Origin of the sequence: Enterobacter cloacae complex sp. 302F9 (assembly GCF_050030335.1) — a bacterium.
In the GTDB taxonomy this organism is placed as follows: Bacteria; Pseudomonadota; Gammaproteobacteria; order Enterobacterales; family Enterobacteriaceae; genus Enterobacter; species Enterobacter hormaechei_C.
This window is the reverse complement of sequence record NZ_JBLGUC010000001.1, coordinates 606,228-623,835: the sequence shown is the minus strand read 5'-3', so window position 1 is coordinate 623,835 and position 17,608 is coordinate 606,228. Positions and strand designations below refer to the sequence as shown.

Genomic DNA, 17,608 nt, shown 5'->3' with positions numbered 1-17,608 from the left:
TCATGTCCCGCCAGGCTTACGGGCGCTGGTGGCGATGATCCGCGAGCGCGGGATTACTCCAGGTTAGCCTTGTTCAGCCCATATGCCGCATCCAGCGAGCCCAGCGCCATGCGGGAGGTGATCCCCAGGCGGTTCCAGGCGTTGATCGCTACGATGGCGAAGTTCAGCTCTGAAATCTCCACGTCCGAGAAGTGCTCCGCCACGCTGCGGTACAGCGCGTCGCTCACGCCGTGAGCGCCAATCTGGGTCAGCGCTTCGGTGAAGGCCAGCGCGGCTTTCTCGCGGGCGCTGAACAGCGGCGACTCCCGCCACGCCGCCAGATGGTACAGGCGCAGCTCGCGCTCGCCGGCAATTTTGGCCTCTTTCGAATGCATATCCAGGCAGAAGGTACAGCCGTTCAGCTGCGACACGCGAATGTCGATCAGGTGCTTCAGCGCCGGATCAAGGGAGGTTTTCGCCACTTCCATGCTCAGGGCGGAAAGCGCGTTGGCGAGTGCAGGTGTGGCTTTGTGGTGGTTTACGCGGGTGCTCATTGTCTTTCCTCTTTTTTGTGCGGTTTTTATCATGCGATGAGGCAAATCTACGCCGTTAATGACATAGTAAAAAGACACAAAAAACCTGAAATGAGGTAGGACATGAAGCCGGGCTATCACGACATTTATACCCGCTATCGCGATAACATCACGCGCGGCGTACTGAAGCCCGGCGACAAAGTGCCTGCCATCCGCGTGCTGGCTGAAGAGCTTAAGGTCGCGCGAAAAACCGTTGAAACAGCCTATGCCATTCTGACGGGGGAAGGATATCTGGTAAGCCAGGGCGCGCGCGGGACGCGGGTGAATCCGGATCTTCTGCTGCCCGCGCAAAACGCTCCGGCAGAACAAGCGACCGGCACGCTGCCGGCGTCGTTGATTAGCCAGCGCGAACGGGCCGGTTTTCTGCGCCCCGGCATTCCCGCGCTCGACAGCTTCCCCTATAAAAAATGGCTGCTGCTGGCAGGCCAGGCGACGCGCGCCATGCGTCAGGATGAAATGCTCAACCCGCCGGTGCTGGGCTGGTATCCGCTGCGCGAGGCAATTGCCCGCTATCTCAATATCTCGCGCGGGTTGTCCTGCACCGCAGAACAGGTGCTGATCACCAGCGGCTACAGCGGCAGCCTGCGCCTGATCCTCGACACGCTCGCCAGCCGCAGCGATAAGGTGGTATTTGAGGATCTGGGCTACTTTATGGGCCAGCAGTTGCTCAAGCGCATTGTGCCCCGCCTGCACACCGTGCCGGTCGATCGCGCAGGGATGGATACGGACTACCTGCTGCGTAATCACCACGATGCCCGCTTCGCCATCGTTACCCCGTCGCACCAGAGCCCGCTGGCGGTGACGCTCTCCCTGCCGCGCAAGCAGCAGCTGCTCGACTGGGCGTCACAAAACGAGGCGTGGATTATCGAAGATGACTATGACGGCGAATTTCACTACACCCGCAAAGTGCTGCCGTCGTTGAAAAGCCTCGACCAGCATGACAGGGTGATCTTTATGGGCACCTTCAGCAAAACCATCATGCCTTCACTGCGCATGGGCTACGTGGTGATGCCCGCCAGCACCGTCGGCGCGTTTACCGACAGCGCGGACATCCTCACCAGCGGCCAGCCGGTGCTGACGCAAAAGATCCTCACAGTCTTTCTCAACGAGGGGCATTTTTTCCGTCATCTGAAAAAGATGCGCGCGCTCTATCAAACCCGCCGCGACTGGATGATTGCCGCCCTGCGTGAGGTCTATGGTGATCTGTTCTTCACCGAGCAAAACGACGGTGGAATGCATATTGTCGCGTTCCTCGCAAAGGGAAGCGCTGACCGGGAGATCGCCCGCTGCTGGCAGGAACAGCAATTGCAGGTCAATGCGCTTTCGGCGTGGTATCGCGGGTCGGGCAAACGCTACGGGCTGGTGATGGGCTATAACAACGTGCGGTCATATCAGGAGGCGGTTGAGCTGCTGGAAAGGCCGAAACGGCAGACGCTTGCGCTGTTGAGCTGAAAACCGCCGGGTGGCGGCTGCGCCTTACCCGGCCTACGGTCTCCTGTAGGCCCGGTAAGCGTAGCGCCACCGGGCAACCCTATGCTCACACATCATATCGCGATAACCCGACGTCCTTGAGCTGCTCGTCGCTCATCTGGCTCAGAATACGGCGGGTACGGTTGATGCGATACCAGTTACGCAGCGTTTTCGCTATCCAGACAAACGCGATAAACGGACGTTTTGAACGATTCTCGTAGAATTCCATGATGCTCTCCTCGCTGTGCCAGTGGAGTTATCATCATGGAAAACGGCCAGTACAATACAGATTCAAAAACTGCTTTTGTTTACCATACAGATCCGCTAAAACGGTATCTGCATGGTGGTTTACCCATCAATCTGTACTGGTTTAATGCTCTGTATGGTGAAAAAAAAGGATACAGCATGACGCGCTATCAACATCTGGCCAACCTCCTGGCGGAACGTATCGAACAAGGGCTGTATCGCAGCGGTGAACGTCTGCCGTCGGTACGCACGCTGAGCCAGGAGCACGGCGTGAGCATCAGCACCATACAGCAGGCCTACCAGATCCTCGAAAACCGCCAGCTGATTACGCCTCAGCCGCGCTCCGGCTATTTTGTCTCGAAACGCAAAGCCCAGCCGCCCGTCCCGGCGATGACGCGCCCGGTACAGCGCCCCGTGGACGTCACCCAGTGGGACGAAGTGATGATGCTGCTGGACGCCCGCGCCGACAAAGAGATGATCTCCTTTGGCGGCGGCTCACCGGACATTAACCAACCGAGCCTGAAGCCGCTGTGGCGTGAGATGAGCCGCATTGCGCAGCATAATCCGGGCGAAATGCTGAGCTATGACGTGCTCGACGGGCGCCTGGAGCTACGCGAGCAAATCGCCCGTCTGATGCTGGATGGCGGCTCCACCGTGGCGGCAAACGAGATTGTCATCACCAACGGCTGCCACGGCGCGCTGTCGATCGCTCTGCTCTCGGTGTGCAAGCCGGGTGACATCGTGGCAGTCGAGTCACCATCGTTTCACGGCACCATGCAGATGCTGCGCGGCTTTGACATCAAGGCCATTGAAATTCCCACCGATCCCGAGACCGGGATCAGCATCGAGGCTTTAGAGCTGGCGCTGGAGCAATGGCCGATCAAGGCGGTGATCCTGGTGCCGAACTGCAATAACCCGCTCGGGTTTATCATGCCGGAGTCTCGCAAGAAGCAGGTCTTAGCCCTGGCACAGCGGCACGATATCGTGATTGTTGAGGATGACATTTACGGCGAGCTGGCGGCGGAGTACCCGCGTCCGCGCACCATTCATTCTATGGACATAGATGGCCGCGTGCTCTTATGCAGCTCGTTTACCAAAACCGTGGCGCCGGGCCTGCGGGTCGGCTGGATCGTGCCGGGGCGCTATTACGACCGGTTGATGCACATGAAGTACGCCGCGGGCGGGTTTAACGTGCCGGGCACGCAGATGGCGGTGGCGGCGTTTATTCGCGACGGCCATTACCATCGCCACGTGCGCCGTATGCGTCAGATTTATCAGCAGAATATGGAAACCTATACCTGCTGGGTGCGGCAGTATTTTCCGGCAGAGATATGCGTCACCCGCCCGCAAGGAAGCTTCCTGCTGTGGGTTGAGCTACCGGAGACGGTCGATATGGTGTGCGTCAGCAAGCAGCTGTGCCGTCTGAAGATCCAGGCTGCGGCCGGGTCGCTGTTTTCTGCCTCCGGGAAGTACCGCAACTGCCTGCGGATCAACGTGGCGTTGCCGCCGACGGAGAAGAACCGCGAAGCGCTGAGGAAGATGGGCGAGGCAATTGTGATTGCGATGGAGGAGTAGTGCGGCCTGTTGCCCTCACCTCAACCCTCTCCCAAAGGGAGAGGGTGGAAACCGCCACCGGGCAATGGTCAACGACTCAGAACTTCCACGAAACGCTGCCAACAATGCTGCGTTCTGCACCGAAGTAGCAGTAAGAGAGCGAGTTACACGCCGCGACGTAGCTTCTGTCCGTCAGGTTATTGACGTTCAACTGCGCGCTCACGCCCGTGAGCCCCACTTTCGACAGGTCATACCCCACGGTCATATCCACCAGCGTGTACGACGGAAGCGTATGGGTGTTCTGGCGATCGCTGGCGATCCCGTTGACATAGCGCACGCCAGAGCCGACGGTCAGGCCGTCCAGAGGGCCGGTTTTGACGTCGTAGCTCAGCCAGGCGCTGGCCATGTTACGCGGGGCATAAACGGCGCGCTTGCCCTCCTCTTCCGGGCTGCTCTTCTTGTAGCGAATATCCGTGTAGGTGTACGCCGCCTGCATACGCAGGCTGTCGGTCAGCTGACCAATCGCCTCCAGCTCAACGCCCTCGGATTCGATTTCACCGATGGAACGGTACGGATCGGTCGGCTCCTCTTTAGTGGCAATGTTCTTCTGGTTAATGCGGAACACCGAGGCGCTGAACTGGCTGTTCATCCCCTCCGGCTCATACTTCACACCCGCTTCCCACTGCTTGCCCTTCATCGGATCCAAAATGTTGCCCTGCTCGTCGGCAAAGCTGGTCGGCGTAAAGGCGGTAGAGTAGCTGACGTACGGCGCGACGCCGTTATCAAACAGATACAGCAGCGCCGCGCGGCTGCTGAAGTTGTTTTTATCCAGATCGCTGCGGGTGTGGTTGAAGTTGTCGACGTTCGACACGCTCACCTGGTCGTAACGCCCGCCCAGCGTGAGGCGCCAGCGGTCAATGGACATCTGATCCTGTAGGTAGTAGCCGGTCTGGCGCAGCTTGTGTTTTTCCCTGCTGTACTGGGTGATGTAGTCCGGCTTCGCGCCGTAAACAGGATGGAAAGCGTCAATCGGCGGGAAGCCGCCGTAGTAGCCAGTGACGTTGTTGGTGCGGTCCTGGTAGTCCATGCCGATCAGCACGCGGTGGTTTACCGCCCCGGTATCGAAGCTGCCGTCGACCTGGTTATCCAGGGTGATGGCGTTCATCTTCTCGTCGGAGCCGGAATAGCCGCGGTTCAGCTCGGTGTCATTCAGCCAGCCTGCGGCATACACCTGGTTCAGCTCGACTTTGGTGTGCAGGTAGCGCAGCTTCTGGCGCACGGACCAGCCGCTGTCAAACAGGTGCTCGATGTTATAGCCGACCATGTTTTCCCGACGATCGTACTTGTCGTAATCGTCCTCGCCCTCGAAGAAGGTGTTGGAGATTTTCTTACCGCTGTGCGGTACAACGGTGCCCTCATATGGCAGGCCGGAGTGGCTGCCGCCTTCCGGATCGCGGTGCAGGTAGGCCATCAGATCCAGACGGGTGTTGTCGGTGATACGCCAGGTCAGGCTCGGCATCAGGGCGTAACGCTCTTCCTTCAGCGGATCGAACTGGGAATCGGCATAGCGGGTCATCCCGCTGAGGCGCACCGCCACGCGGTCGTTATCATCAACCGGGCCAGTGACGTCGAACATCGCCCCACGCTGGTTATTGTTACCGGCGAAGAGCTTGATCTCCCCGCCAGGATCGAACGATGACTTACGGGAGGTGAGCGCCACAATCCCGCCCGGCGATGAGCGGCCATAGAGCACGGAGGCCGGACCGCGCACGACTTCGATACTGTCCAGGAACCACGGGTCAACCACCAGCGAGCTGTGGGAGTTGGTGTCGCCCATCATCTTCAGGCCGTCGAGGTAGACGTTGTCCAGGCTGCCGTCCGAGAAACCGCGCAGCACCATGTAGTCAAAGCGGTTTGACGCCCCGATCTGGTTGCTGTAGACCCCCGGCGTGTAGCTCACGGCCTGACGCACGCTGGTTGCGCCCTGCTCTTCGAACTGCTCGCGAGTGACGATAGAGACCGACTGCGGGGTTTCAATATCCGGTGTTTCAAGCTTGGTGGCCGCAGACTGCATCTGCGAGGTCACCACCACGGTGTCAGTTTTTTGGGCATCCTGCGCCAGTAAAGGAAAAGCAACGCTACCGGTAACCCATCCCACCAGCAGTGCCAGACGCGATTTAACAAACATAACCCTCTCCAGAGATATTTCTTATTGTTAATAAGAATTATTACCTTTTTGAGAGTGCAAACGGCTATGCGTGCCGCCAGGTTACGTATGCGCGATGCTAAACCACACGAAATGCATTCGCGCGACAGGAGAAATTACGTTAGCGGAGTTTGCGCACGTCCCCCGGTGAAATCCCGTAATGACGACGAAACGCGGTGGCAAAGTTGGTGGCATGCTGATACCCGCACATCCACGCCGCCTGCTGCACGCTGTGGCCTTCCAGCAGATAGCGGCGCGCCAGCGCAAGGCGACAGTCGCGAAGGTAATCGAAAAGCGTGCAGCCGTAGCGCTGACGGAACTTGCTGCGCAGGCTGCTTGGGCTCATTGCGGCAAGGGCTGCCAGCTGCGCGAGAGTATGATCCCGTTCAGGAGACTGTTCCAGCAGGCTCCGCACGCGTTCAAGACGCGCATGCTCAGGCCGGCGCGGGCAAGGCTGCTGGCGCTGGTTGAGGCCATGGCCGAGCAGCTGATACATCAGCCCCTCCAGCAACAGCTTGCGTGAGAGCACGCTTCCCCCCTGCCGCTGCGCATGCAGAATACCTGACATCACAAACTCGGGAACCTGCCAGACAAACGCGGGTGCATTCAGGCTTTGCCATTCCAGAAGCAATGACTCAAGCAGGGCTTCACGTCCGGCATCGTGCGGGTAGACGCCAAACGAGAGCGTTTTCAGCGTGCTGTCGGCATCATGACGCGCGCTCATCACCTGATCTTCACTCAGACGTGAGCTGAACGCCATGCCCGGGCGGACGGGATAATTGATACCATTGAGTGTGAGCGTCACGCACCCTTCCAGCACCACCAGCATATAGAGCGGGCTGCTGTGGCGAGAGGTGGTTTCATAGGGCTGTAATACACGTACGTCGGAGTGGGTCAGCGAAATGCCGGACGAGAGCATCATCTCTTCAACATTCCCCTGCAACACGGGGCTACCGCTGACCTGCGCCTCTTTTAACTGGGGGAAACGGTAGTCGATGCCGTAGCGCTCGCCGAATACCTGAAAATCTTCAACAAAAAATATGCGTTTCGCTGATCTATTTTCACTCTGGAGCATCATTCGGGGCCTGCATCGGGGAAAGGACAGGCAAAACAGTATCATCCATTTGTAATGGCAGCAATCACCGGGCGCAGACACTATTACGCTCCGGACGAAGCCGGAGCGAAGGCATATATTTCCTTGCGAGAAATATATTTATGCTTCCTGCCACTCAGCAAAAACCTCTTTATGGTTTTTGGTCAGGACAACTTTATTATCTTCGACCTTATCAACCCAGCCGAGAGGAATAAAGTGGTGTTTGCCGCCCGATTCCGGATCGCTCTTCGCAAGCTTGATACGCTCACCATCAAGATGGTCCACAACCCCGACGTGCGTTCCGCAGCTGGCGACAACCTGAGTGTGATCCTTAATTGCGCTTTTATCTACCATAATTATTCTCCTGTTTCGGTTATTTGCCTGTTGCACAAAATTAACTGTAGCGCATAAATTCAGGCTTAAACGTCTTATTAGCATTTTGAAACATCATTGACAGAACCGAATATTAAGTCTACTTAACGCCGAAATGAAAAAATAAGAATGAGATGAATTATTACCGACTGATTATTTCCCGTTCATAATTAAATTATCGCAACCAACGAGGAGGTATTTATGACGATTCGCAATAATCGGGCAGAAATTTCACTGGCTCTTGGTGAAGCGGTTTTAGACATCGTGCAAAAAGGCCATGAAGTATCGCGAGAAAATGTTGCCCGGGCGATGAAAATCAAAGCGGAGAAAGAGCGCGACGATGAGCGGCTTCTTAACTACTGGAAGGCCTGTAATATGCTGGTCTGAACCTGGCGGCGTTTAGCCTGACTAAACGCCGCCTGCTGTTACTCGTCGAAGAACCAGTAGCCCTGGTTAATCAAACCGGTCAGCTCTTCCACAAACGCCGGATTATTCAGCGCATCGCCCAGCTCAGCCTGGCCGAGCTCGGTGAAGCGGCACAGCGCGTCCGCCCCGTTCACATCCGCCGTTTCCAGCTGTTCGCTGTTGATAAAGACGCTGCCGTTGATGTTCAGCACGCGCAGCCCGCTCAGGCGGGAGAGCGTTTCGCCCCCTTGCAGCGCGTCGAGCACCTCTTCTGCGGAATACGGCGGCTCGGCGGCGGCAATATCCAGCTCGTGACGCGGCGTGGAGACGAAGCTGCCAAACCATTTCGTAAAATCATCTGGCTTGCTAATCATGTCGATCATCATCTGGCGAATGCGATCGAGCTCGTACTGCTCCACGCGGCCAGGGTGTTCGCGGCAGGTCAGATCCGGATCGCTGTAATGTTCGCCGCCCAGATCGTTCTCCAGCGCGTAGTCGGCAAAGCTGCTGATCAGATCGCGACCGTTCGGCCCGCGGAAACCGACAGAGTAGTTGAGCGCGGTTTCATGGGTGAAGCCGTCATGCGGGAATCCAGGCGGAATGTAGAGGATATCGCCCGGGGCCAGATCTTCGTCGATGATCGGCTCAAACGGATCGACATGCAGCAGGGCCGGATGCGGACAGAACTGACGCATCGGCAGCTTGTCCCCCACGCGCCAGCGGCGGCTGCCCATCCCCTGGATAATAAACACATCATACTGATCGATATGCGGCCCAACGCCGCCACCCGGGACGGAGAAGGAGATCATCAGGTCATCAAGACGCCAGTCCGGCAGGACGCGGAACGGACGCACCAGCTCTGCCGCGGGCATATGCCAGTGGTTCACCGCCTGCGCCAGCAGGGACCAGCCGGTTTCACCGAGGTTATCGAAATGCTCAAACGGGCCATTGCTCGCCTGCCACTTGCCGTTAGCATGGCTTACCAGGCGGCTATCAACTTCCGGCTCCATCGCCAGACCCGCCAGTTCATCAGGGGTAATGGGGTCGACAAAATTCGGGAAGGCATTTTTCAGCACAACGGGTTGTTTTTGCCAGTATTTTTCAAGAAATTCCGGCCAGTTCAGGTTCAGTTGAAACGCCATGGGTAGCACCAGTGAGAGGGGAGACAGGCGCGATTATAGAAGAGACAGCGAGGGGGGAACTTGTCATGGGTCAATCGAGCGCGCGTAGGTCGGGTAAGGCGAAGCCGTCACCCGACGCACACGCGGGCTTAAACTTAATCCAGGTTCAGCTCGTCATAATGGGTAATCAGTTTACCCACGATGCCGTAGTCCAGCGCTTCCGCCGGTGACATCCAGAAGTTACGGTCGGTGTCTTTCTTCACTTTCTCCAGCGGCTGGCCGGTGGCGTCAGCAATCAGCTTGTTCACGCGCTCCAGCATGCGGATGATCTCGCGCGCTTCGATTTCGATATCCGTTGCCTGACCGCGCACGCCGCCCAGCGGCTGGTGGATCATAAAGCGGGTATTCGGCAGAGCGTAGCGGTGCTCTTTTTTCGCCGCCAGGAAGATGGTAATCCCGGCGCTCGCCACCCAGCCGGTGCCGATCACATGCACTTCCGGACGGATAAACTTAATGAAGTCGTGGATGGTGTCGCCCGCTTCTACGTGGCCGCCCTGACTGTTGATGTACAGCTTGATCGGATCGTTGCTGACGCTTTGCAGCAGGATCATCTGAGTGATGACCTTCTGGGCCAGCTCCTGGTTAATCTCTCCGGAGATGACAATCGAACGGGATTCCAGCAATTTTTGCTGTAGAGCGCCCGCGCCGTTTGTTCCTTCCGCTTTTTCCTTGTCGCTTTCTTTCAGTGTGTAGTGCATTGTTGTTTCCTCAGCTTGTCGCGCTCAAAACCAGAGTGTAGCCTGTTTTACCGGTGAAAGTCCTCACAGACAAATAACGAGGGATCTTTTGAATATTGCACATGTCGCACTCTGGACCCGCAGCCTGGACGCGCAGGTTCAGTTCTGGGAAACGGTGTTTGGCGGCCGCAGTAATGACCGCTACGTCAGCAAAAATCGTCCGGGGTTTAAATCTCACTTTATTACCCTGGATGACGGGCCGACCATCGAGCTGATGACGCTGCCGGGCCTGCCCAGTGCACCTTCGCACCCGGAATTTGTCGGCTGGGCGCATATCGCCATCAACGTCGGCAGCAAAGCGCAGGTGGACAGTATGGCAGCGCAGGCGCAGGCAAGCGGCTCCCTGCTCAGCGCCCCGCGTATGACCGGGGACGGTTTCTATGAAGCGGTGATTGCGGACCCGGACGGCAACCGTATTGAGCTTGTCGGTGCATAAAAACAGCGTTTCGTTCCTTCATCGCCTCCGCTCCAGCTCGCTATACTTCATATGGTTATCATATTGCTAAATGATAATGATATTTAATGTGTTAAGATGAAAGTCAGCATAAACAGTCTCTTACGTAGCCATAGTGACTGTTTACATCCTCGACATTTAAATCAACACCGGGGCGGTGAATGGAACACATTGTTTATGTGGTTGATGACGATGACACAGTCAGGCAGTCCGTTGTCAGGCTGCTGGAATCTGCGGATATACATGCCCTTGGCTTTTCCTCAGCAGAGGCCTTTCTCAGCCATCCCTTTGAGGATCTGCCCTCCTGCGTGATCCTCGATATGCAAATGCCCACGATAACCGGGTTTGATGTCGCAGATGCGCTGAAAGACAGCGGGCGGGAAATACCGATCATCTTTCTCACCGGCCACGGCACCATCCCTATGTCCGTCCGGGCGATCAAAGGCGGGGCCTACGAATTTCTCACTAAGCCCGTTGAATCCAGCGCGCTCATCGGCTCCATCGAATCCGCGCTCAGGCTGGCACAGCACAACGCCGCCCGCGTCAAAGAGCACTACGCCCTGAAACAGCGCCATCTGTCCCTCACGCCGCGCGAGCATGAGGTGCTTGAGCTGGCCGTCAGCGGCAAGCTCAACAAGCAGATCGCCGCCGAGCTGGGCGTCAGTGAGATTACGGTGAAAGTGCACCGCCGCCGGGTGATGGAGAAAATGCAGGTCCGCTCCGTGGCTGAACTGGTCAGGGCCGTCGAGCGCCTGACCAAACATCAGCCAGCGGAATAACCGTTACATCTCCTGTCCGGCAAGCGGCAACGCGAAGGTAAACACCGTGCCGTACGGCTCTCTGCGGCGCGCGCTCAGTTTCCCCCGGTGCCGTTCAATGATGCTGGCGCTGATGGTCAGCCCCATGCCCATTCCCTGCGCTTTGGTCGAATAGAACGAGTCAAAGATCCGCTCGGTGAGCTCCGGCTCAATGCCGCTGCCGGTATCGGCGATCTCGAAGATCACCTTCCCCTCGGCGCAGTTCGCGGTGGAGATCGTGATGCTGCACGGGCGATCCGTCACTTCCGCCATCGCTTCCATCGCATTCATCACCAGGTTAAGCAACACCTGCTGGATCTGCACGCTGTCGCCGATGATAAAGCTGTCGTCAGCGTTCAGAAGATAATCAACGCTTATGTGTCGCAGCTCAAGTTCGCTGCGGGAAAGCATAATGATGTGGTGGATCAGGAAGTGCAGATCGATTCGCGTAAACGTGGGGTCCTGTTTGCGCGTCAGAGACTGAATGCTGCGGATGATCTCCCCTGCCCGCTCGCCCTCGGCGGCGATCTCCTCCAGCCCCTCGCGCACTTTTTCCAGCCGCACCGGATCGCGGTTGAGCCAGCGCAGGCTTGCGCCGGCGTTCGAGACAATCGACATCAGCGGCTGGTTGATCTCGTGCGCGATCGAGGAGGTCAGTTGCCCGACGGTAGTGGCTCGTGAGACCCGCGCCAGATCCGCCTGCGCCACCCGCATCGCATCCTCCGCCGCCCGCTGGCTGGTGATGTCGGTAATGATGCCGTAATACTCATTCACCTCGCTGCCCACCCCCACCGGATCGCCAATCCCGAGGAGGTAACGAACGGAGCCGTCGGTGCGGATGATGCGAAACTCCGCGCGCATCGACAGCCCGTCACGCACGCTCTGATTAACGAGGGTGCTGATCCGGCCATAATCATCCTCATGCACGAAGGTCAAAAACTCCGCCATTGAGATCATCTTTTGCTGCTCCGGCAGGCCAAGGATACGGGCGTACTCTTCGGACATAAACATCAGATCCTGCACCAGTTCCCAGCGCCAGCTGCCGGTATGGCTGATCTGCTCGCCCAGCATCAGTGAGGTCTGGCTGGCGCGCAGCTCTTTCTCCACCCGTCGGCGCTGGATGTTTTCCGCCAGCAGCTCGGCGTAGAGCCGCGCCGTCTCCAGCGAAACCGCCGCCTGCGCGCCCAGCAGGCTGACCACGCGCGAATGTTCGGCGGTAAACACCTCCGGCATCAGGCGGTTTTCCAGATACAGAATCCCCACCAGCCGCGCCTGTTTGAACATCGGCACGCACATCACGGCGGCGCCGGACGTCACCAGATACGGATCCTGGCTGAACGGGTGGAACTCCTCCAGTTTGCCGGTGCGGATCTCCTGCCCGGTGCGGATCACCGCGGCCAGCACCGACAGCGGCATGTCCGTCGCCATCGGTGACGCCTTCAGGATGCGCACCCGCACGCCGTCGGTACTGGTCCAGGCGCTGGCTTCGATCTCCGGGATGTGATTATCGCTGACGCGCAGCAGCAGGCCACGCTGCGCCCCGGCCCGTTCAAGCAGCAGCGTCATCAGGTTTTCGATTAAACGTTCAAGGTTGATCTCTTCGGATAAGGCGCGTGAGGCTTTGATGACGCTCTGTAAATCGCGGATCACCTCGTTCTGGGCAAACGCCGCCGTGTCATACGCGCGGCTCTGCCCGGAGGCCAGCAGATGGGGGAAATCCTGCTCCAGCTGGCGCACCTTGGCCTGCGCCCCGACGCGCCCCCATGCGGCAATCGCGCCGCGGAAATGGGCGTCGGAGGCGGTCGGGTAGCCGCAGGCCAGCGAGAAACGCCCGGCCAGCTCGTGCGCCAGGGCATTGATCGGGTTAAACCCGCCCTCCCGCGAGAGTCGCACCGCTTTTTCATACTGCTCCAGCGCGATGCTGTTCATGCCGTCCAGACGGACGATTTCGGCATAAATCAGCGCCTCTTTATCGGCAAACGTGCCCGGATTGATCCGCGCCCAGAGGGCTATTTTGTCGTAATGGTGATGAATACTGCGGCGATAATCCGCCGAAAAGGTTTCCGGCGTGAGCTGGCGGGAGAGCGCCAGCGCGCTGTAAAAATGGTAATCCAGCAGATGAATATGACCCGGCGCGGACCACGCATACCAGCCCGCCATTTCTAAATCCGCCTGTGCGTCGGCGTATTCGCCGCAGGAAAAGTGCGCCATCCCGCGATAGAGCCAGTACCAGAAGAGCATGGTCGAGGTCTGCTCGGGCGCCTGCTCCGGCGGCGCGGGCAGCAGATCGTCAGGCAGCGCCTGGGCGGCGCTCCATGGGCCCGTCACCGGCGTGCGTAAAAACTCCACGTAGCGGCGCTGAATGTGCAGAACGGTTTCAATGTCCTGGTAATCCGTTTTGCGCACAAAGGCCAGACCGCGATCGATGCTGGTCAGCACGCCATCCAGATGATCGCCCCGGGAGAGGAAGTTAATGATCTGATGACAGGCCGCGAAGCAGGCCATCGTCATGTCGCCGTGGGTCACCGCTGAGGTAAAGCAGGCCTTGGCGCACTCGATAGTGTACGACAGCGGCTGGGTCCAGACGCTGAGCTGGTCGAGCGGCAGCAGAGTTTTAGCTTCATAGGCATCATAGCCGTGGCGGTTCACCAGCTCACGAGCCAGCGTGCCGTACTCAAACCCGAGACGGTATTCGGCGTAGCGGTGGCCAATCAGCACGCCAAACCAGGCCATCGCCGTGGTGGAAGCACCGGTTATGCCGTGATCGAGCGTGAGGTGCATCATCCGGCACAGGAGTAAAAAGTGCAGGCGCGGGCAGGTAAAGCTGGCGAAAATACTGGCGCTGTAAAGCAGGTTCATCACCGCTTCGGTCTCTGCGTTCTCCATCAGCTTAAGCTGAGAAAACGGGTTCTGCGGCGCGTCGGCGGTGCGTTGACAGAACTGCTGCCAGGCCTCGTCACATTCGGCATTTTCCGGGTAGCGGCTGATCTGGATCCCGAACACGCCCAGCCAGCATAACGACGCCTCCAGCGCCAGGCGGATCTCCGACTGGCGCATATAAACTTCCGCCAGCAGGTTGGCGGCCAGCGCTTTCTCCGTCAGCCCGCCCGGTGAACCGAGGATCGCATCGCACAGCGCACGCGTGCGCTCCAGGTGTCCGAGCGCAAACTCACAGCCCGCCTCTTCGATATCCAGCATAAAGTCCGAGACCGGGCCCGCATTCCCCAGCGCTCTGGCGGTCTGGATATAGCTTAAGGCGGAAAGGTAATCGCCGGTACGCTTCGCACGCCGCGCGGCCTGAAGGCTCAGCTCCCGGAATCGCTGCCGCTGGGGTGCAGGCTGGATGCAGTCCAGCGCGGCGCTGACGTGGTGAACCGCGCGGAACAGCAGTTCGTTGCCCGCCGTCTGCCGCGCGGCATCCGCCAGCAGGCTGGCGGTGGTCAGGTGCAGATGGCTTTTCTCGCCCTCATCCAGCAGGGCAAAGGCGGCTTCCTGCACCCGATCGTGGGTAAAAGCGTACTCTTTCTCCGTCAGCACAATCAGCTGAGCGGTCACCGCCGGATGAAGCGCGTAGCGGATTTCCGCCGCCGACCGCCCCACCACGCGGCACAGCATCTCCAGCTCGCCCGTGCAGCCGAGGCAGGCGATGCTGCCCAGCAGGCGGCGCGTCTCGTCGGGCATCTCCTTGAGCTGTTCAAGCACCAGCGTCACCACGTTCTCGGTGTAGTGCCGGGCGCGGATGGCCTGGAGATCGTAATGCCATTTCCCCTGATATTTGTTGTGCACCACCAGTCCGTCATCGACGATGCGGCGGAAAAATTCCTGCACGAACAGCGGGTTGCCGCCGGTTTTTTCATGGATCAGCGTGGCAAGATCGGCGGTACCGGTACTGCGGGTATGAAAAATCCCCCCGAGCCAGCGCGCCACGGCCTTCACCGACAGCGGCTGCGGCACGATCGTCGTGGCGTGTTGCGCCGCCTCCGGCAGGCTCGCCAGCGCGGTCTGCAAGGTGGGCTCAGAAAGCGAACTGAGATCGCGGTGCGCCACCACCACCAGCAGCGGGATGGCGCCGCAGGCGCGCAGCAGGTGATCGAGCGTTTGCAGGCTGGCGGCGTCGATCCACTGCACATTATCCAGCAGCAGCACCAGCGGCGCGCCCTGGGTGGCGAAGGTTTTCACCAGCGCCAGCACCATATGGCTGAAGCGCGCCCGCGCGTCGATGGAAAAGGTATCCGCAGAGAAACGCGGTTTGTTCTCTAGGAGTAAATTCAGCTCCGGCACCAGGCTGACGGCCAGCTCCTCGAAGCCTTCCAGCGCGCGCGACAGACGGATTTTCCACGTCGCTACCTCCCCGGCTGGCAGCCCGAGCAGGTGCAGCGTGAGCGTCCGAAACGCCGAACTCAGCACGCCGTAGGGCAGCGTGGGAGAATATTGATCGACCTTGCCCACCGCCAGCAGCACCTTGCGCTGTTGCAGCGATTTCAGCGTGGTGGCGATCACGGAAGATTTGCCGATCCCCGACGGACCGCCAATCGTCACCAGTTCCGGCGCACCGCTCTGGCTGACCCGCTCAAACGCGGCGATGACGTCGCTGGCCTGCGGATGCGCAGAGAAAAGCGAATCGGCAAGATGGATCGCCGGAGAGCGATCCTGCTGGCCGGGAATAAAGTCGACGATCTCACCTTCGGCGGTCAGCGTCGCCTGGCAGCGCCTGAGGTCGGCAATCAGCCCGTCGACGGTCTGATAGCGATTCTCCGGATTCTTCTCCAGCAGCTTAAGGATAATGGTCGACAGCATGCCGGGTACGTCCGGGCGCACCCGCCCCGGCGCAAGCGGCTCAGAGGCAATGTGGTAATGCGCCCAGTTGGTCTGGTCATCAGCGCTCAGTTCAAACGGCAATCGCCCGGTCAGAAGTTCATAAAGCACGATACCCAGACTGTAGAGATCGCTCCGGCTGTCGACGGCGCGCCGGGTACGCGTGGTGTGTTCCGGTGACATGTAGGCGGGCGTGCCGCCAGACGCGGCAAGCCGGGACTGGGAGAACGCGTCGGAGGTGCCGCAGGAAAGACCGAAGCTGCAAAGACGGCAGGTGGCGTCGTGATGAACGAAGAACGCCCCGGGTTTGATATCGCCGTGGATCAGGTTGTGCAGATGCATCTGGCGCAGGGGACCGCAGATGCGGATCGCCATTTCGATAAAGCGGGCGATCCCGGAAATCGCCTTACCTGCCCGGCACGCCAGCAGTTCAAAGCAGAACGGCGCGTAGACCAGCGCAAAACGTCCGCGGTACTGGGTTGAAGCGACGGGCCGGATAGCCCAGCCGTCATGAAGCCGGTCGCGCAGGGCAAACTCGTTTTTCAGCAGCCGCGTTGCCCGCTCCTCTTCTTCATCGCTGACCGCGGTGGCAATAATAAACGAACCGCCGGACTGGGGATGCCGCCCGTTCATCCAGGAGATGCCGCCCTCCTGCGCCAGCACGGTAAAAATGACATCCTCTTTCAGAACAAAAGCCCGCCCTTCATGGAGACTTCCCCGGGCGGGCCAAAATGCAGGCGACGTATGTTCGTTCATCCGCGATCCTTATTGTCGGCGGGTCAGCTCCCGCTGAATATGATCCAGCAGAATATCGATGTTAATCGGCTTACGCAAAAATGCAGCGGCGCCCAGACTGAGTGCATACCGCTGCATATTTTCATCAGCATGGCCGGAGATAAACAGTATTGGCGGTGGCGGCATGGCCAGCAACCGCAGCTTCTCAAACAGCTCGATGCCGTTCATGCCGCGTAGCTTGATGTCGGTGATCACCAGCGACGCGCCGGACAGGGCGAGAGGGTGGCTCAAAAACACCTCTGCCGAATCGAAGGTATCGGTAGCATACCCTTCCGATTGCAGCAGGTTACTGAGCCCGCTGCGAACAGAGCGTTCGTCATCAATGATGGCAATGCGCCACGGCAGCGTCATGCTGTCTTTCCTCAAACAAATCGTTACGCGTCGCGGCTTTCCTTCGCGGGCGCTGGGGGCGCGGTACCGCTGATCTTCGGTACGCATTCATGACGAAACCAGGCCAGGGTCAACGGTTCGCGGCTCACCAGACGCCGTCCGATGGGGATCAGCTGTTCACCCACCAGCATGCCGAACAGGCCAAGCAGCGCGACGACCGGCGGCGCCGGGGAATGCACGTCGAGCAGGGCGTAAAGTACCCCAGCCGCGACCCCGCACACCAGCGAAATAATCCAGGCCTTCATGATGACGCTCCGGTCAGGTGCTGAACGTGGGGAACCGTCACCTGCACGCCCGCGGGATTGTCGCGGGATAAAAGATGACGCATCGCCTGTTCCCCCGCCAGCATCCCCAGCAGGCCAATCAGCGCCAGCGCGGGCGGCGCGGGGGAACGCACCTTCAGCACGGCATACATCAGGCCAATCAACACGCCTGCCGCGAGGGATATCAACCCTGTACTCATTGTGAACTCCAGAGAAAAAGGCAGCGGCGAGCCGGATGAGGGACCAGCCCGCCAGCGG

15 protein-coding genes and 1 pseudogene are annotated in these 17,608 nt (G+C 59.2%); 5 read left to right on the top strand and 11 right to left on the bottom strand.

What is annotated here, in order from left to right:
• Positions 1–53: 53 nt before the first annotated feature.
• The gene (locus ACQG0T_RS02965) at positions 54–533 is read right to left on the bottom strand and encodes a carboxymuconolactone decarboxylase family protein (protein WP_252051982.1); all 480 of its coding nucleotides are present in this window, start codon (positions 531–533) and stop codon (positions 54–56) included.
• A gap of 102 nt (positions 534–635) precedes the next feature.
• Between ACQG0T_RS02965 and ACQG0T_RS02960 the strand changes: the two genes are divergently transcribed.
• The gene (locus ACQG0T_RS02960; RefSeq protein WP_426723742.1) at positions 636–2,024 is read left to right on the top strand and encodes a PLP-dependent aminotransferase family protein; all 1,389 of its coding nucleotides are present in this window, start codon (positions 636–638) and stop codon (positions 2,022–2,024) included.
• Positions 2,025–2,109: 85 nt separating this feature from the next.
• Here ACQG0T_RS02960 and ACQG0T_RS02955 read toward each other — a convergent pair whose 3' ends face one another.
• Positions 2,110–2,271, bottom strand: coding sequence for a DUF1127 domain-containing protein (locus ACQG0T_RS02955; protein ID WP_015572572.1), 162 nt, complete (start codon positions 2,269–2,271; stop codon positions 2,110–2,112).
• Positions 2,272–2,447: 176 nt separating this feature from the next.
• On the opposite strand from ACQG0T_RS02955, the gene ACQG0T_RS02950 reads away from it, so the two are divergent.
• Positions 2,448–3,863 carry a PLP-dependent aminotransferase family protein gene (locus ACQG0T_RS02950; protein WP_271040544.1) on the top strand — a complete coding sequence of 472 codons (1,416 nt, stop codon included), beginning with the start codon at positions 2,448–2,450 and terminating at the stop codon, positions 3,861–3,863.
• Positions 3,864–3,939: 76 nt separating this feature from the next.
• On the opposite strand, the gene foxA is transcribed toward ACQG0T_RS02950, so the two are convergent.
• The 3 genes from foxA to ACQG0T_RS02935 all read right to left on the bottom strand — a co-directional run bounded on the left by foxA (position 3,940) and on the right by ACQG0T_RS02935 (position 7,495).
• Entirely contained in the window at positions 3,940–6,048 is a 2,109-nt protein-coding gene (gene foxA, locus ACQG0T_RS02945; protein WP_271040809.1) for a ferrioxamine B receptor FoxA, read from the bottom strand.
• 121 nt (positions 6,049–6,169) lie between these two features.
• Positions 6,170–7,126 (bottom strand): helix-turn-helix domain-containing protein, encoded by a 957-nt coding sequence (locus ACQG0T_RS02940; RefSeq protein ID WP_017694577.1) that lies wholly within the window; start codon positions 7,124–7,126, stop codon positions 6,170–6,172.
• Between the two features lie 135 nt (positions 7,127–7,261).
• Entirely contained in the window at positions 7,262–7,495 is a 234-nt protein-coding gene (locus ACQG0T_RS02935) for a DUF2171 domain-containing protein (protein WP_003863067.1), read from the bottom strand.
• Positions 7,496–7,714: 219 nt separating this feature from the next.
• Between ACQG0T_RS02935 and ACQG0T_RS02930 the strand changes: the two genes are divergently transcribed.
• Positions 7,715–7,900 carry a DUF2767 domain-containing protein gene (locus ACQG0T_RS02930; RefSeq protein WP_252051984.1) on the top strand — a complete coding sequence of 62 codons (186 nt, stop codon included), beginning with the start codon at positions 7,715–7,717 and terminating at the stop codon, positions 7,898–7,900.
• 38 nt (positions 7,901–7,938) lie between these two features.
• Here ACQG0T_RS02930 and ACQG0T_RS02925 read toward each other — a convergent pair whose 3' ends face one another.
• Entirely contained in the window at positions 7,939–9,060 is a 1,122-nt protein-coding gene (locus ACQG0T_RS02925) for a cupin domain-containing protein (protein ID WP_271040543.1), read from the bottom strand.
• A gap of 134 nt (positions 9,061–9,194) precedes the next feature.
• Positions 9,195–9,800 (bottom strand): annotated as a pseudogene (locus ACQG0T_RS02920) (ATP-dependent Clp protease proteolytic subunit); the annotation flags it as partial.
• Positions 9,801–9,885: 85 nt separating this feature from the next.
• Here ACQG0T_RS02920 and ACQG0T_RS02915 point away from each other — a divergent pair.
• Positions 9,886–10,272 (top strand): VOC family protein, encoded by a 387-nt coding sequence (locus tag ACQG0T_RS02915; RefSeq protein ID WP_017383871.1) that lies wholly within the window; start codon positions 9,886–9,888, stop codon positions 10,270–10,272.
• A 179-nt stretch (positions 10,273–10,451) separates the two neighbouring features.
• Positions 10,452–11,069, top strand: coding sequence for a response regulator transcription factor (locus tag ACQG0T_RS02910; protein WP_017383872.1), 618 nt, complete (start codon positions 10,452–10,454; stop codon positions 11,067–11,069).
• A 3-nt stretch (positions 11,070–11,072) separates the two neighbouring features.
• Here the strand turns inward: ACQG0T_RS02910 and ACQG0T_RS02905 are convergent, their stop codons facing one another.
• The 4 genes from ACQG0T_RS02905 to ACQG0T_RS02890 are packed head-to-tail and all read right to left on the bottom strand — an operon-like array spanning position 11,073 to position 17,550.
• Complete coding sequence (locus tag ACQG0T_RS02905; protein WP_271040542.1) at positions 11,073–16,658, bottom strand: trifunctional serine/threonine-protein kinase/ATP-binding protein/sensor histidine kinase; 5,586 nt, start codon at positions 16,656–16,658, stop codon at positions 11,073–11,075.
• 9 nt (positions 16,659–16,667) lie between these two features.
• Positions 16,668–17,048 carry a response regulator transcription factor gene (locus ACQG0T_RS02900; protein WP_023295862.1) on the bottom strand — a complete coding sequence of 127 codons (381 nt, stop codon included), beginning with the start codon at positions 17,046–17,048 and terminating at the stop codon, positions 16,668–16,670.
• A gap of 23 nt (positions 17,049–17,071) precedes the next feature.
• Positions 17,072–17,332: a XapX domain-containing protein gene (locus ACQG0T_RS02895; protein WP_003863056.1), complete on the bottom strand. Its 261-nt coding sequence runs from the start codon at positions 17,330–17,332 to the stop codon at positions 17,072–17,074.
• On the bottom strand, positions 17,329–17,550 hold the full coding sequence (locus ACQG0T_RS02890; protein ID WP_022646923.1) for a DUF1427 family protein: 222 nt from the start codon (positions 17,548–17,550) through the stop codon (positions 17,329–17,331). Before ACQG0T_RS02890 ends, ACQG0T_RS02895 begins: the two co-directional genes overlap by 4 nt.
• Between the last annotated feature and the right edge of the window lie 58 nt (positions 17,551–17,608).